This is a genomic window from Micromonospora sp. NPDC006431, from assembly GCF_042870725.1.
GTDB lineage: Bacteria > Actinomycetota > Actinomycetes > Mycobacteriales > Micromonosporaceae > Micromonospora.
Window position 1 is genome coordinate 27398 of record NZ_JBIAHQ010000003.1, and the last position, 15337, is coordinate 42734.

Sequence of the window (15337 nt, forward strand, 5' to 3'; positions counted from 1 at the left end):
CAGCTGGGACGGCGCGGTATGCCGCAACTCGCCGACGGCGCGGCGGGTCGCGCGCCCGAGGAGGAACGGTACCGGCGGACCCGGTGCCGCCGCCCGTGAGTGCCCTCACCTCGGGCCGTCAACCCTCCAGCCCCGGCGTCCGTGGTCCCGCCCAGACCGCAGCGATGCGACGGACGGAGATCGACGCGGGTGCTCAGCGGGGAAACGAGGCCCAGATGTTCTTGGTGTCCCCGGTCGCGTACCACCCGACGGCAAGGGAGACCGACTGGGCCAGCAGCAGCCCGCGACCGCCCGAGTCGAGCGGGCTGGTGTCGCTCAGGTCGGGGCTCGTGCTGAGGTCGTGGTGGGCCACGTCGAGGATGAAGCAGTCGTCGGCGGCAAGCAGGGTGACGATGGTCGGCGGTATGCCGTGCCGCAGAGCGTTGGTTGCCAGCTCGGTGGCGACCAGCACCACGAGGTGCGGGATCTCGTCGAGATCCTCACCCTGGGTGAGGCCGTGCCGGGTCAGCGCGTCGCGCAGCGAGGCCCGCAGGTCGCGCAGCTCGGTCGGGGTGCCGAGGCCCCACCGCTCCAGTTCCGTGGTCCGTGACGGCGGCGGCGACGCGCGCAGCTGTCCCATGATCCTGCCTTACCCTGGTGGCCGCCCGCTAAGCCGCCCGAGCCGGTCCGGCCGCCGAACGGCGGCGGAACGTCGTCCCGGGCCGGCTCCCCGCGCGGGGGAACCGACCCGGGCGCGATCACCGCGGGAGCAGGGCGAAGACTCCCCAACCCAGGTACTCCCGCTGGTAGCGGACGTGCCGGAGCGGATCCTCGGTCAGCTCCTGGCGCAGTTCCCCGGCCAGCTCGTCATCCGGGTGGGCGTCCAACCAGCGGCGCAGGTTGAGCCAGTGCGCCGCCGCGTACCGGTCCCAGCTGTCCTGGTCGGCGAGGACCATCTCCACCAGGTCCCAGCCGCACTCCCCGAAGAGCCGGGCCAGCCCGGGCAGATCCTGGAACTCGTCCCGCGACCGGGCGTGGCACCCCGCCACAGTCTCCGCGTCGGGCGGGTCGCGTCGCCAGTACGGCTCCCCGACCAGCGCCATCCCGCCGGGGCGCAGGCTGCGCCGGAGGATCTCCAGGGTGCCGGGGACACCCCCGCCGATCCAGGTGGCGCCGACACAGGCGGCCACCTCGACGGGCGCCTCGGCTACGAAGGTCGCGGCATCGCCGTGCACGAACCGGACCCGGTCGGCGACGCCCAGCTCGACGGCGCGCTCCCGGGCGGCTGCGGTGAAGGCGGTGCTGATGTCCACGCCGGTGCCGGTCACCGCGTGGTCGCGGGCCCAGGTGCAGAGCAGCTCGCCCTTGCCGCTGCACAGATCCAGGATCGACGTGCCGGGTGCGAGCTTGATCGCCCGGCCCAGGGTGGCGAGTTTGCCGGCGTCGAACGGGTTGAGAATCCGGAGGTCGCCCTCGCGGATGACGAAACTACGTGGCAGATCCAATGCGGTCACTCCAGAAGGTGGGTCCGTCGGGCAGGTCGGTTCGGTTGGTCGCGCTCGGCACCGGCACCAGAAACACCCTCTTCGCGATCTCGGAGTGACGTCGCGGGGACGGTAACCCTCATCCCGCCGACCGCCAACCGAAATACCCCGGTGGGCAGCCCACACCGCCGCCGGCCCGGAGGTGTCGGCCGTACGGATATCTGCTGTGGTCAATGTCGCGTTAGCGTTCCGGCACGCCGGCCGACCCGCCGGCGCTCGGAGGGGAGAACCCCATGAAGACACCGTGGAAAGTCGCCACCACCCTCGCCGCGGCCCTGCTCCTGATCCTGCCCGGGGGCACCGCCGCCCGGGCCGCGGGCACCCCGTACACCAAGACCCCGATCGCCGGCTCGCTCCGCAGCTATCCGGTCTCCGCCGTGTACGTCGCCGGGGTCTCCTCCGGCGGGTACCTGGCCACCCAGCTCCAGGTCGCGTACTCGGCACGGATCCGGGGCGCGGCCGTCTTCGCCGCCGGCCCGTACTACTGCGCCCAGAACAACGTGGCCCAGGCGCTCTACGGCTGCGGCGACAACATCTACCCGACGTACCTGTCCACCCTGGAGAGCTACACCCGCACCTGGGCGTCGTACGGCTGGATCGACGGCACCGGCAACCTCCCCGGCCAGCCGGTGTACGTCTATCACGGCGGCAACGACAACACCGTGAAGAAGTCCGTCACCGACGACCTGGTCCGCTACTACCAGGACTTCGGCGCCAGCGTCCGCTACGACAGCGGCAGCGCCGCCGGCCACGCCTGGGTCACCCCGTACGGCACGGTCGGCTGCACGGCGACCGCCTCGCCGTTCCTCAACGACTGCGGCACCGACCCGGAGGGCAGCTTCCTCGGCAAGCTGCTCGGCCCGGTGTCCGCCCCGAACACCGGGCCGCTGGGCGGCACGCTCATCCGGTTCAGCCAGGACACCTTCGCGACCAACGGCTGGGCCAACGGGCTGAGCATGGACGCCAACGGCTTCGCGTACGTGCCGAGCGCCTGCGCCGCCGGCCAGACCTGCCGGCTGCTGGTCGCCCTGCACGGCTGCGCCCAGGGGTACGCCAAGATCGGCACCGCCTTCGTCGACCGGGCGAACCTCAACCAGTACGCCGACACCAACCGGCTGATCGTGCTCTACCCGCAGGCCATCGCGACCGGAGCCAATCCGAACGGCTGCTGGGACTGGTGGGGCTACCTCGGCGCCACCAACTACCCGATCAAGGGCGGCTACCAGGTCGAAACGATCATGAACATGGTCCGCCGCCTCGACGGCTGACGGATTTCACGGTCCGGATCCCCGCCCCGGCTCCGACGTACCGGGAAAGTGCCAACCTCGGCGAAGGGGAAATCCGACGACCGTCAACCCGTCCACCCGTACCACCCACCGCCTCCGCCACCTGTGGTGGCTCCCGCAGGTGGCGCTGGCGCTGGCGATGTTCGTGCTGCCCGGCCTGGCCGAGTGACCGGGTTCACCTCAGGGACGGGCGCCGTGAAAAGCGCGTCAAGAAACCGCGGGTCGCCGTCACGGTCCCGTTATGGCCCCTGTCCGTCTGCTGGCAGGGGCGTTGTGATTGCCCGGCGCGGCCGGGAGTCGGCCGCGGGGGACGTCCGTAAGAGGAGTCAGCCGTGTCTGACCTGGTGTTCGTGCTGATCACGGTGGGGCTGTTCGCAGCGCTCGCCCTCGTCGTACGAGGGGTGGAGAAGCTGTGAGTGCGGTGAACGCCGTCGGTCTGGTGCTGGCGATCGGCCTGGGCGCGTTCATGGTCGTCGCCCTGCTGTTCCCGGAACGCTTCTGATGACCATGACAACAGCCGGCATCGTCTTCCTGCTGTCCCTGGTGGCGGCGCTCGTCGCGGTCCACAAGCCGTTCGGCGACTACCTGTACGGGGTGGTCTCCGGCACCCGGCAGTCGCGTGTCGAGCGGGTGGTTTACCGCCTGGTCGGGGTGAACCCCGCCGCCGAGCAGACCTGGGCCGTGTACGCCCGCAGTGTGCTGGCCTTCTCGGCCGTGTCGATCCTGTTCCTGTACGGGTTCCAGCGCCTGCAGAACCACCTGTGGCTCTCGCTGGGCTTGGATCCGGTGGTCCCGCACGGCGCCTGGAACACCGCGGTCTCGTTCGTGACCAACACGAACTGGCAGTGGTACTCGGGTGAGTCGACCATGGGTCACCTGGTGCAGATGGCCGGCCTGGCCGTGCAGAACTTCGTCTCTGCCTCGGTCGGCATCGCCGTGGCGGTCGCCCTGGTCCGCGGGTTCGCCCGCAACCGGGCCGGCGAACTGGGCAACTTCTGGGTCGACCTGACCCGGATCACGCTGCGGATCCTGCTGCCGATCGCCGTGCTCGGCGCGCTGGCGCTGATGATCGGCGGGGTGGTGCAGAACCTGTCCGGCGGCACCGACGTCACCACGCTGACCGGCGGCAGCCAGACGATCACCGGCGGGCCGGTGGCCAGCCAGGAAGTGATCAAGCAGCTGGGCACCAACGGTGGCGGCTTCTACAACACGAACAGCGCCCACCCGTTCGAGAACCCGACGACCTGGACGAACTGGCTGGAGATCTTCCTGATCCTGGTCATCCCGTTCAGCCTGCCTCGGGTCTTCGGCCGGATGGTCGGGCAGCCCCGCCAGGGCTACGCGATCGCCGCGGTCATGGCGATCCTGGCGCTGGCCAGCGTCACCCTGACCAACGTCTTCGAGTTGGCCGGGCACGGCACCGTGCCGCAGGCGGTCGCCGCCGCCATGGAGGGCAAGGACGTCCGGTTCGGCGTGTCGGACTCGGCGACCTTCGCCGCCGCCACCACGCTCACCTCGACCGGCGCGGTGAACTCGTTCCACGACTCGTACACCGCCCTCGGCGGGATGATGCCGATGATCAACATGATGCTCGGCGAGGTGGCCCCGGGCGGGGTCGGCTCCGGCCTCTACGGCCTGCTGATCCTCGCCGTGGTCACCGTGTTCGTGGCCGGACTGATGGTGGGCCGCACCCCGGAGTACCTGGGCAAGAAGATCGGCTCCCGCGAGATCAAGCTCGCCTCGCTGTACTTCCTGATCACTCCGGCCCTGGTGCTGATCGGTACCGCGGCTGCCTTCGCCACCGGCAACAACTCGACCGCGTTGAACGTCGGCCCGCACGGCCTCTCCGAGGTGCTCTACGCGTTCACCTCGGCGAGCAACAACAACGGCTCCGCGTTCGCCGGCATCACGGTGAACACGCCCTGGTGGAACACCGCGCTCGGGCTGTGCATGCTGCTCGGCCGGTTCCTGCCGATCGCCTTCGTGCTCGCGCTGGCCGGTTCGCTGGCGCGCCAGAAACCCACCCCCGCCTCCGAGGGCACCCTGCCGACCCACCGACCCCTCTTCGTCGGGATGGTCGTCGGCGTCACGGTGATCCTCGTGGCGCTGACCTTCCTGCCCGCGCTCGCGCTCGGCCCCCTCGCAGAGGGGCTGTGACCATCATGAGGAACGAGGACATGTCCGTCGCGCCCGTGACACACGGCGCCGGCGAGCAGCCGGTCGCCGGCACCCCGGCCACCCAGGGCAACCGGGTCGGCGGGGGCCTGCTGGACCCGAAGCAGCTGATCCGGTCCCTGCCGGGCGCGCTGCGCAAGCTGGACCCGCGCACCCTGTGGCGCAACCCGGTGATGCTGATCGTCGAGATCGGCGCGGTCTTCACCACCGTGCTGGCCGTCGCCGACCCATCGGTGTTCGCCTGGGCCATCACGGCCTGGCTCTGGCTCACCGTGATCTTCGCCAACCTGGCCGAGGCGGTGGCCGAGGGCCGCGGCAAGGCCCAGGCCGCGACGCTGCGGCAGGCGAAGAAGGACACCATGGCCACCCGGCTGATCGGCTGGACCCCGGGCGCCCCGGCCAACCGGTACCGGGACGAGGCGGTGCCCGCGCCGGAGTTGAAGCAGGGCGACATCGTCCTGGTCGAGGCGGGCCAGATCATCCCGGGCGACGGCGACGTGGTCGAGGGCATCGCCAGCGTCGACGAGTCCGCCATCACCGGCGAGTCGGCGCCCGTCATCCGCGAGTCCGGCGGCGACCGCAGCGCGGTCACCGGCGGCACCAGGGTGCTCTCCGACCGGATCGTCGTCAAGATCACCCAGAAGCCGGGCGAGAGCTTCATCGACCGGATGATCGCCCTGGTCGAGGGTGCCAACCGGCAGAAGACCCCGAACGAGATCGCGCTGAACATCCTGCTCGCCGCGCTCACGATCATCTTCCTGCTGGCCGTGGTGACCCTCCAGCCGCTGGCGATCTTCGCCAAGGGCTTCCAGGCGGCCGCCCCCGACACCGGTGCGATCACCGACGCCGGGGTCACCGGGGTGGTCCTGGTGTCCCTGCTGGTCTGCCTGATTCCGACCACCATCGGGGCGCTGCTCTCGGCCATCGGCATCGCCGGCATGGACCGCCTGATCCAGCGCAACGTGCTGGCCATGAGCGGCCGGGCCGTCGAGGCGGCCGGCGACGTGAACACCCTGCTGCTCGACAAGACCGGCACCATCACCCTCGGCAACCGGCAGGCGGACGAGTTCCTCCCGGTCACGGGCGTGACCGTGGGCGAGGTTGCCGACGCGGCGCAGCTGTCCAGCCTCGCCGACGAGACGCCCGAGGGCCGCTCGATCGTGGTGCTCGCGAAGAACGAGTTCGGGCTGCGTGAGCGTGAGCCGGGCCTGATGCCGCACGCCACCTTCGTGCCGTTCACGGCGCAGACCCGGATGAGCGGCGTCGACCTTACCCCCGACAGCACCGCCGACGGCGGTGCCAGCGCGCCGGCCCGGCGGATCCGCAAGGGCGCCGCCGCGGCCGTGATGAAGTGGGTCCGGGAGAACGGCGGCCACCCCACCGAGCAGGTGGGGCAGCTCGTCGACGAGATCAGCGGGATCGGTGGCACGCCGCTCGTCGTCGCCGAGCACGTCGAGGGCGAACCGGCCCGGGCGCTCGGCGTCATCCACCTGAAGGACATCGTCAAAACGGGGATGCGCGAGCGCTTCGACGAGATGCGCCGGATGGGCATCCGCACCGTCATGATCACCGGCGACAACCCGCGTACTGCCAAGGCCATCGCGGACGAGGCCGGGGTGGACGACTTTCTCGCGGAGGCCACCCCGGAGGACAAGCTCGCCCTGATCAAGAAGGAGCAGGAGGGCGGCCGGCTGGTCGCGATGACCGGCGACGGCACCAACGACGCGCCCGCCCTCGCCCAGGCCGACGTCGGCGTGGCCATGAACACCGGCACGTCGGCCGCCAAGGAGGCCGGCAACATGGTCGACCTCGACTCCGACCCGACCAAGCTGATCGAGATCGTGGAGATCGGCAAACAGTTGCTGATCACCCGAGGGTCGCTGACCACCTTCAGCCTCGCCAACGACGTGGCGAAGTACTTCGCGATCATCCCGGCCATCTTCGCCGGCATCTACCCGAGCCTGGCCGCGCTGAACATCATGCGGCTGGCCAGCCCGGAGTCGGCGATCCTGTCCGCGGTCATCTTCAACGCGATCGTCATCGTCGCGCTGATCCCGCTGGCCCTGCGCGGCGTGCGCTACCGGCCGGCCAGCGCGTCGAAGCTGCTGAGCCGCAACCTGCTGGTGTACGGCCTGGGCGGCATCCTCATGCCGTTCCTCGGCATCAAGCTCATCGACCTGCTCATCCAGTTCGTCCCGGGGATCTCGTGATGCGCCTCCCTACCTGGCTCGCTCAACACCTGGCCGCGCTGCGCGCGCTGCTCGTGTTCACCGTCCTGCTCGGCCTCGCGTACCCGCTGGCCATGGTCGCCGTCGGCCGGGTCCCCGCACTCGACGGCAAGGCCGACGGCTCGCTGGTGAGCGTGAACGGCAGGACCGTGGGCAGCTCGCTCATCGGGCAGTCGTTCACCGACGGGGACGGCAACCCCGTCCCGCGCTACTTCCAGTCCCGGCCGTCGGCGGCCGGCTACGACCCCACCGCCACCGCTGCCAGCAACCTGGGCCCGGAGAGCGTGGTCGACACCATCGCCAGCACACCCGACGACTCGAAGCAGAGCCTGCTCACCCAGGTCTGCGCCCGGAGCAGGGCCATCGGCGAGTTCGACGGCGTCGACGGGCGGCGGCCCTACTGCACCCCGGACGGGGTGGGCGCGGTGCTGGCCGTGTTCCGCACCGACGGGCTGACCGGCCGGATCACCCGAGTGGTCAGCGTCAACCAGGTCGCCCCGGCCACCCCTGTCCTCCGTAGCTACCAGGGGGTGCCGGTGGAGCTGGCCCAGCCCGGCCACGACTACGTCGCCGAGGGCGGGGTGGTCACCCCGATCCGGGGTGACGCTCCCGCCGAGCCGGCGGTGCCGGCCGACGCGGTCACCGCCAGCGCCAGTGGCCTCGACCCGCACATCAGCCCGGCGTACGCGGAGATCCAGGTGGCCCGCGTGGCGCGGGAGCGGGACGCGGACCCGGCCGCCGTCCGCCGCCTGGTGTCTGCGCACACCACCGGCCGGACGCTCGGCTTCATGGGCGAACCCGCGGTCAACGTGCTCGAGCTCAACCTCGCGCTCGACCGAGAGTTCCCCGCCCGCTGACAGGTCAGGAAGGACCCCCTTCGCCGCGCCGGGCGCCAAGGAGGGGCGCCGCCTTCCAGCAATCAGGGAGGATCGTGTCCGTGGCAAGGGGAGAGCTCCGCATCTACCTCGGGGCCGCCCCCGGCGTCGGCAAGACGTACGCGATGCTGGAGGAGGCCCAGCGGCGGGCCGAGCGGGGCACCGACGTGGTGATCGGCCTGGTCGAGACCCACGGCCGGCCGCACACCGCGGCGATGATCGGGAAGCTCGAGGTGGTGCCCCGACACACGGTGACCTACCGGGGTGTCGAGTTCACCGAGATGGACCTCGACGCGGTGCTGGCCCGCCGGCCCGAGGTCGCCGTGGTCGACGAGCTTGCGCACACCAACGTGCCCGGCTGCCGGCACGAGAAGCGCTGGCAGGACGTCCAGGAGCTGCTCGACGCCGGGATCAGCGTGCTGTCGACCGTCAACATCCAGCACCTCGAGTCGCTCAACGACGTGGTCGCGCAGATCACCGGTGTCACCCAGCGGGAGACGCTGCCGGACCAGGTGGTGCGGGCCGCCGAGCAGGTCGAGCTGGTCGACATGACCCCGGAGGCCCTGCGTCGCCGGATGGCCCACGGCAACATCTACCGCCCCGACAAGATCGACGCGGCCCTGGGCAACTACTTCCGGGTCGGCAACCTGACCGCGCTGCGCGAACTGGCGCTGCTCTGGCTCGCCGACAAGGTCGACGAGCAGCTCGACGCGTACCGCGCCCAGCAGGGCATCTCGGCCACCTGGGAGGCCCGGGAGCGGGTGGTGGTGGCGCTCACCGGCGGCCCCGAGGGGGAGACCCTGATCCGCCGCGCGGCCCGGATCGCCGCCCGCAGCAAGGGCGCCGACCTGCTCGCCGTGCACGTGGCCCGCAGCGATGGCCTGGCCGGCGCGGACCCGGCCCAGCTGGCCCGGCAGCGGGTGCTGGTGGAGAGCCTGGGCGGGACGTACCACCAGGTGCTCGGCACCGACATCCCGGCGGCGCTGCTGGACTTCGCCCGCGGCGTCAACGCCACCCAGCTCGTGCTCGGCGCCAGCCGGCGGGGACGCTTCGCCCAACTGCTGTCCCGGGGGGTCGGCGTCACCACCACCGCGCTGTCCGGGGCGATCGACGTACACCTGGTCACGCACGCCGAGGCCGGGCGGGGGCGGCGCGGTGCCGCAGTGCCCGCCGCGCTGTCCCGGCGGCGCCGGCTGCTGGGGTTCGCGCTCGCCGTGCTCGGCATGCCCGCCCTGACCGGGCTGCTGTGGGTGCTGCCCGACCTCATGCTGACCAACGACATCCTGCTCTTCCTCGCCGGCGTGGTCGGCGTCGCGCTGGTGGGTGGACTGTGGCCGGCGCTGGTCGCCGCGCTGGGTGGTTCCCTGCTGCTGAACTGGTTCTTCACCCCGCCCTTCTACACGCTGACCATCGCCGAGGCGGACAACCTCCTCGCGCTCGGCGTCTTCGTCGGCGTCGCGGTCGCGGTGAGCTGGGTGGTCGACGTGGCCGCCCGGCGTACCCGGGAGGCGGCGCGGGCCTCCGCCGACGCGCAGACCCTGGCCACCGTCGCCGGCGGGGTGCTGCGCGGCGAGCGGCCGCTGCGGGCGCTCCTGGACCGGCTGCGGGAGACCTTCGCGCTGCGCGCGGTGAGCGTGCTGGAACTGGTGGCCGAGGCCGAGGGACGTCCCGGCCGGGCCCAGGAGGAGGCGGCCTGGCGGGTGGTGGCCGCCGTCGGCGACCGGCCGCCGGGCAGCCCGGGCGCCGGGGAGACCGCCGTGCCGGTGGACGAGCGGCTCACCGTGGTCCTCGCCGGACGACGGCTGGAGGCCGCCGACCGGCGGGTGGTCGAGGCGTTCGCCGCCCAGGCCGCCGTTGCGCTGCGCCAGGAACGCCTCGCCGAGGAGGCCGCCACCGCCCGGCCGCTCGCCGAGGCCGACCGGATGCGCACGGCGCTGCTCGCCGCGGTCAGCCACGACCTGCGTACGCCGCTGGCCTCGGCGAAGGCGGCGGTGAGCAGCCTGCGCAGTCACGACGTGGAGTTCGGCGCGGAAGACCGGGAGGAACTGCTGGCCACCGCCGACGAGTCCCTGGACCGGCTCGGCCGGTTGGTGGCGAACCTGCTCGACATGAGCCGGCTCCAGGCCGGCGTACTCGGTGTGACCGCCACCGCGGTCGGGCTGGAGGACGTCGTACCCCGGGCCCTGGACGAACTCGGGCCGGCGGCTGCCGACGTCACCACCGACATCCCCGCCGACCTGCCGGCGGCCACCGCCGACCCGGGCCTGCTGGAACGGGTGCTGGTCAACGTCGTGGCCAACGCCCTGCGGCACAGCCCGCCCGGGCAGCCGCCCACCATCACCGCCAGCGTCCACGCCGGCCAGGTGGAGCTGCGGGTCATCGACACCGGCCCGGGCATCCCCGAGGACCAGTGGGAGCACGTCTTCCTGCCGTTCCAGCGCCTCGGCGACCGGGACAACCAGACCGGGGTGGGCCTCGGGCTCGCACTGTCCCGCGGACTCGCCGAGGCGATGGGTGGCAGCATCACCCCCGAGACGACCCCGGGTGGGGGGCTGACCATGGTGCTGCGGCTGCCCGCCGCCGAGGAGAGGGGGGTCCGGTGACCCGCATCCTGGTCGTGGACGACGAACCGCAGATCCTGCGCGCCCTGCGGATCAACCTGCGCGCCCGCGGCTACGACGTCCAGGTCGCCGAGACCGGCGCCGCCGCGCTCAAGGCCGCCGCCAGCCACCCGCCGGACCTGGTGGTGCTCGACCTCGGGCTGCCCGATCTGGACGGCGTCGACGTGATCCGCGGCCTGCGCGGCTGGACCGCCGTGCCGATCATCGTGCTCTCCGGCCGGGCCGGCAGCGAGGACAAGGTCTCCGCCCTCGACGCCGGCGCGGACGACTACGTCACCAAGCCGTTCGGCGTGGACGAGCTGCTCGCCCGCATCCGGGCCGTCACCCGCCGGCTCGGCGGCGCCACCCCGGCCGCCCCCGCTCTCCGGATCGGCCGGCACACCGTCGACCTGGCCGACCGGACGGTCACCCGGGACGACGGCGCCGAGGTCAAGCTCACCCCCACCCAGTGGGCCATGCTGGAGAAGCTGCTCCGCAACCCGGGAAAGCTGATCAGCCAGCGGCAGCTGCTGCACGACGTCTGGGGCCCGGAGTACCACCAGGAGACCAACTACCTGCGGCAGTTCATGGCACAGCTGCGCCGCAAGCTGGAGGACGACCCGGCCCGGCCCCGGCACCTGATCACGGAGCCGGGCATGGGCTACCGCTACCGCCCCTGATCCGGCTCTCCGTGCGGTCCGTCGCCGCCGCTCATTTCAGGGCCGCGACGGCGGCGTCGGCACCGTTGCGCCAGTGCACGCCGGCCTCGGTGAACCCCGCCGCCCCGAGGGCGTCGAGGTGCCAGGCGGCCGGCGGCGTCCACTCGGGACTGTGGCCGGTCGGATAGATCTGCCGGCGCTTTTCGGCGAGCGGGGCGAGACCGGGGTCGGTGCCGACCTGATCCCACCAGGCCGACCAGGAGAGGGCCGCCCCGGCCGCGTGCCGCGCCTCGCGTTGGGCGTGGGCGCGTGCGGCCAGGCGGGTGCTGAGCGCCGGCAGGGCGTCGTCGGGCATGTGGTCGGCGTTGACGAACACGCCGCCGGGCCGGAGCAGCCCGTGGAGTTCGCCGTACAGAGTGGCCAGGCGCGGGGCGTCGAGCCAGTGCAGGGCGGTGGCCGTGAGGACCGCGTCGAACTCGCGGTGCGGCAGGGCCGCCACCCAGTCGGGGGTGTTGAGGTCGGCTGTGACGACCGTGGCCCGCCCGGCCAGGGACGCCTCGGCGATGGCCAGCAGCACGGGGTCGAGGTCGACGAGGGTGACCTCGGCCCGGGGGAAGCGGGCCAGCGTCCGCAGACTGATCGAGCCGGTGCCGCCGGCCAGGTCGAGCAGCCGTGGGCGGTCGCCGTCCACCACGGCGTCGACCGCGTCGAGCATCGCGGTGATCCGGTGTTCCCGGTCCGGCAGGTACGCCTCCTGCTGCCGGTCCCAGCTCTCCTGCCAGGCGCGCGGGTCAAGCTCGTAAGGACTCATAGCGCAGACGCTAGTTACCAGCGCGGCAGGTTGTCCAGAGCTGTGGCGGAGTTGTTGCAAACAATTGGCAACTACAGAGACGTTGCCACAAGCCCTGGCCGGTTGCAGGGCTCGCCGCCACCCGGGTGTTCGCGTAGCCCGGGACGGAGCGCCCTCCGGTGCCTTTTGGTCGGCCTGCGCGATCCGATGGAGCCGGTGTGGATCCGACGGTGGTGGGGCCATCGGTGAGGCCGGAATTGATGCCGAGCTCGGTCTGCGGCCTTTCCAGGGCGCCGGCGCGACGCGGAGGTGCCGTCCGGCTGGGCAACCTGGATCGGGCCCGGACGTACCGGACGGCGGAGAAGGCGATCGTTGGCCAGGCGATGCTGGTGCCCCCGGCAGGATTCGAACCTGCGACACACGGTTTAGGAAACCGTTGCTCTATCCCCTGAGCTACGAGGGCGCGAGCGCTCAGTCTAGCGACCTGCGCGTCGACCCGGGATGCCAGGGATCCGCCCAGGTTGACCAGCCCGCTGCGCTGGTTGATGACCGAGCATCGAGCCAGGTGGGTGCGGGCCGGGCAATGAGCCATTGTAGGCAGCGGCCTCTCGGGCGAGCCGAATTCCCTTCGCATACTTCAATGGGCGTCGATTTAACCGGTGTGTCGGCGGGTGCTGGTGTGGCCATGAAGGGCAGAATTGAGGGCCTTGGCACAAGGATGAGGCGTTCCGTTCGGAGGTGTCCGTTGTTGTGGTGTCGCGGCCGACTGGCTCGGTGGACGCTGCGCGGGGCACTCCTGGTCGGTGGCGCGTTCGGCGTGTGGGCTGTTCACGATGCGATTGCGGATGACGTGGCTCATGCACGCGCCGGCGCTGATGTGACGGTTGCGAACCTGGGCCAGCCGCTGACAGCCGTGGTGACACCGGCACGAGTACCTACGGGCAAACCCGACCGAGCGGAGGATGCTGCGGCAGTGCCGGGCGTGGAGAGGGGCGTCGAGGCGGTCATCGGGGTGACGCGTCCGGTCGTGTACCTGGCGTCGCCGGTGGTCGCGGGGATCTCCGACACGCGGCTGCTGGAGCCGGTCCGGGATGCCGTCAGGCCGGTCGCCGAGCCGATCGTTGACGTTCTGCCTCCCGCCCTGGCCCCGGTGCTCGGGCTGACCCAGCCGATCATCGGCGCACCCGCTGCGCCTCCGCCTTCTTCCGGCGCTCCGGCCGACGGGGCGCCGACACCGGCCCGGCAGGCGTCGACCGATGGCGCCGGCGCCACGATCGCCCGCCCTGTGCTGCCGGTCGTTGCGACTCACCCGGAAGCTCCGTCACCGGAGGTTCCGGCCAAGCCGCCAAGTCGGGATGAGGTGCCAGCGGGCGATGGCGAGATGGTTCAGGTGTCCTGGCCTGGCGACCCGGAGGGAACCCCCGGAGTGACGCCTGCCGCCCCCGTCAGCACGGCCGGGACCGGCTCCGCTACCGCCGGGACGGGCATCCCCGCCAGCGCGTCACCTCGTTGCTGGTCGCCGGACCTACAACTTCTCGGCTGCCGCCTCTGCCGGTGCGACAAGCTGGCGTACCGGTCGAGTCAACCGGACACCAGACCCGCCTGAGAGCCCCGGCCGCCTGGGCGAGAGGCGGAACAGCCACGGCTGGTGTGAACGGTGCGGCCTGCCCCGGCAGGTCCGGCGCCCGTAGTTCCATCGCGTGCAGGAGCGCCGCGATGACCACTCACGCCGCTGGCAGGAACTGCCACCGCCGCTGCCGCCTGAGGCCCGACACCCGCCCGCATGGCGACGCGGTGCCCTGGCCGAAGGCGCTGCTCCACGCCTGATCCTGGCCGGCGCCGTCCCTGCCGCCCCGGCCGTCGTCCGCCGACCAGTCACACCCACCAACAGGAGAGGTCCGTGAGCAACACCCTGCCCGTTTGCCGTGCCCGATGGGGAGACATCCCCGAGATCGTCGATCTTGTCGTCGGCCCCTTCGCCGAGAGCGCCGTCGGCGCATGGCTCGTACCCGAGGGGCACCGCCGGCGTGACGTGCTCGCCGCCGTCATCCGGGTCTGGGCCGAACACGCTCTGCTCTTCGGCGAGGCCTACCTCCTGAAGGATCATTCCGCCGCCGCCGTGTGGCTACACCGGTACGGTCCCGTCCCACCGCCGAATGGCTACGGGGAGCGGCTCGCTGTCGCCTGCGGCGACTACCTGGACCGCTTCCTTCACCTCGACGACGTCCTGCGCGCCCACCGACCTGTCGATCCCCACAACCACCTGGCGTTCTTCAGCGTGGCACCCGTTCCCCACCGCAACCGGCGCGCCGCCACCCTGCTCGCCACCAGCAACGCCCGCATGGGCCAAGGCCTGCTGCCCACATACGCCGAGGCGACAACCACCGCCGAGCGAGACCTGTACGCCCGGCACGGCTACGTTCCCCACGAGCCATTCAGCCTGCCCGACGGCACCATCACCTATCCGATGTGGCGCTACCCGGGACAGCGGCGGCCCGGCCACCACGCATCCGCCCGAACCAGGCACCCGGACCAGCCCGCCCGCGCCCACCCGCTGAACGACCTTTCCATCCGGGTCATCCTCGACACATCCGCGATAATGGCGTTCGCCAAGGGCTCGATCGCCGTGGGCCAAACGATCGCGGCGGTTGCCGATGAGGGTGGCCTCTTCGGGCTACCCGTGATGTGCCTGGCTGAGGCATCAAGATCAGGGGCTGACCCCATCCGGCTGGACCTCCTGGTCAACCATCCAGCTGCGGCGGTGCTCACCGTTGATCCGCTCAAATGGAGGGCACTCGCCGTCATCTGTCGCAGGACTGGCCAGCTCGACACAGCGACCGCGCTGCTCGCCGCCGCCGACCACGACTGCGCCGTCCTGAGCGAACACCCCTGATCCCGGGCACAGCAACCGGCCATGGCGACCGTCATGCGAGCGACAGACGAGGGAGCTCGGCGGCCGGTGATTCGCCTCAGCGATTGCCTTCGTGTTGTCAGCTGATGGGCAGCGCTGCCAGATCGGTTGGGGCAGGCACGGTGTAGGGTGCCGGCGGCACGTTCGGTCGAGCCCGGTCCCGGTGGCTGTTCGTAACGGGTCAAGAACTGGGCGTCTGCATCGGCAGTTGTATTACATGGACACGCCGCTGGAAGATATTGACGCTCGTCACGACAGTCCGTCCGGTTTGCGCCTTGCCGACCGATGAA

The 15337-nt window shown here is 71.6% G+C and carries 11 protein-coding genes and 1 tRNA gene; 8 read left to right on the forward strand and 4 right to left on the reverse strand.

The window, feature by feature from the left end; translation table 11 throughout:
* Window positions 1-193: 193 nt before the first annotated feature.
* Both ACFYM6_RS06485 and ACFYM6_RS06490 read right to left on the reverse strand, forming a co-directional pair.
* Window positions 194-619 (reverse strand): ATP-binding protein, encoded by a 426-nt coding sequence (locus tag ACFYM6_RS06485; RefSeq protein ID WP_387272875.1) that lies wholly within the window; start codon window positions 617-619, stop codon window positions 194-196.
* A 118-nt stretch (window positions 620-737) separates the two neighbouring features.
* On the reverse strand, window positions 738-1493 hold the full coding sequence (locus tag ACFYM6_RS06490) for an SAM-dependent methyltransferase (protein WP_387272877.1): 756 nt from the start codon (window positions 1491-1493) through the stop codon (window positions 738-740).
* A gap of 263 nt (window positions 1494-1756) precedes the next feature.
* Between ACFYM6_RS06490 and ACFYM6_RS06495 the strand changes: the two genes are divergently transcribed.
* The 7 genes from ACFYM6_RS06495 to ACFYM6_RS06525 all read left to right on the forward strand — a co-directional run bounded on the left by ACFYM6_RS06495 (window position 1757) and on the right by ACFYM6_RS06525 (window position 11367).
* Window positions 1757-2791, forward strand: coding sequence for a poly(3-hydroxybutyrate) depolymerase (locus ACFYM6_RS06495; protein ID WP_387272879.1), 1035 nt, complete (start codon window positions 1757-1759; stop codon window positions 2789-2791).
* A 430-nt stretch (window positions 2792-3221) separates the two neighbouring features.
* Window positions 3222-3311, forward strand: coding sequence for a K(+)-transporting ATPase subunit F (kdpF, locus tag ACFYM6_RS06500; RefSeq protein WP_357442282.1), 90 nt, complete (start codon window positions 3222-3224; stop codon window positions 3309-3311).
* The gene (gene kdpA / locus ACFYM6_RS06505; RefSeq protein WP_387272882.1) at window positions 3311-4966 is read left to right on the forward strand and encodes a potassium-transporting ATPase subunit KdpA; all 1656 of its coding nucleotides are present in this window, start codon (window positions 3311-3313) and stop codon (window positions 4964-4966) included. Before kdpF ends, kdpA begins: the two co-directional genes overlap by 1 nt.
* 20 nt (window positions 4967-4986) lie before the next feature.
* Window positions 4987-7194 (forward strand): potassium-transporting ATPase subunit KdpB, encoded by a 2208-nt coding sequence (kdpB, locus tag ACFYM6_RS06510; protein ID WP_387272884.1) that lies wholly within the window; start codon window positions 4987-4989, stop codon window positions 7192-7194.
* Window positions 7194-8069 (forward strand): potassium-transporting ATPase subunit C, encoded by an 876-nt coding sequence (locus ACFYM6_RS06515; protein WP_387272886.1) that lies wholly within the window; start codon window positions 7194-7196, stop codon window positions 8067-8069. The genes kdpB and ACFYM6_RS06515 overlap by 1 nt, the downstream gene beginning before the upstream one ends.
* Window positions 8070-8149: 80 nt before the next feature.
* Window positions 8150-10690, forward strand: coding sequence for a DUF4118 domain-containing protein (locus ACFYM6_RS06520; RefSeq protein WP_387272888.1), 2541 nt, complete (start codon window positions 8150-8152; stop codon window positions 10688-10690).
* Window positions 10687-11367, forward strand: a complete 681-nt coding sequence (locus ACFYM6_RS06525; protein WP_387272890.1) for a response regulator — start codon at window positions 10687-10689, stop codon at window positions 11365-11367. Before ACFYM6_RS06520 ends, ACFYM6_RS06525 begins: the two co-directional genes overlap by 4 nt.
* Window positions 11368-11398: 31 nt before the next feature.
* On the opposite strand, the gene ACFYM6_RS06530 is transcribed toward ACFYM6_RS06525, so the two are convergent.
* Entirely contained in the window at window positions 11399-12157 is a 759-nt protein-coding gene (locus ACFYM6_RS06530; RefSeq protein ID WP_387272892.1) for a class I SAM-dependent methyltransferase, read from the reverse strand.
* A 366-nt stretch (window positions 12158-12523) separates the two neighbouring features.
* Window positions 12524-12599 (reverse strand) — tRNA-Arg (locus ACFYM6_RS06535).
* Between the two features lie 1437 nt (window positions 12600-14036).
* Between ACFYM6_RS06535 and ACFYM6_RS06540 the strand changes: the two genes are divergently transcribed.
* Window positions 14037-15029 carry a hypothetical protein gene (locus ACFYM6_RS06540; protein ID WP_387272894.1) on the forward strand — a complete coding sequence of 331 codons (993 nt, stop codon included), beginning with the start codon at window positions 14037-14039 and terminating at the stop codon, window positions 15027-15029.
* Window positions 15030-15337 lie beyond the last annotated feature (308 nt).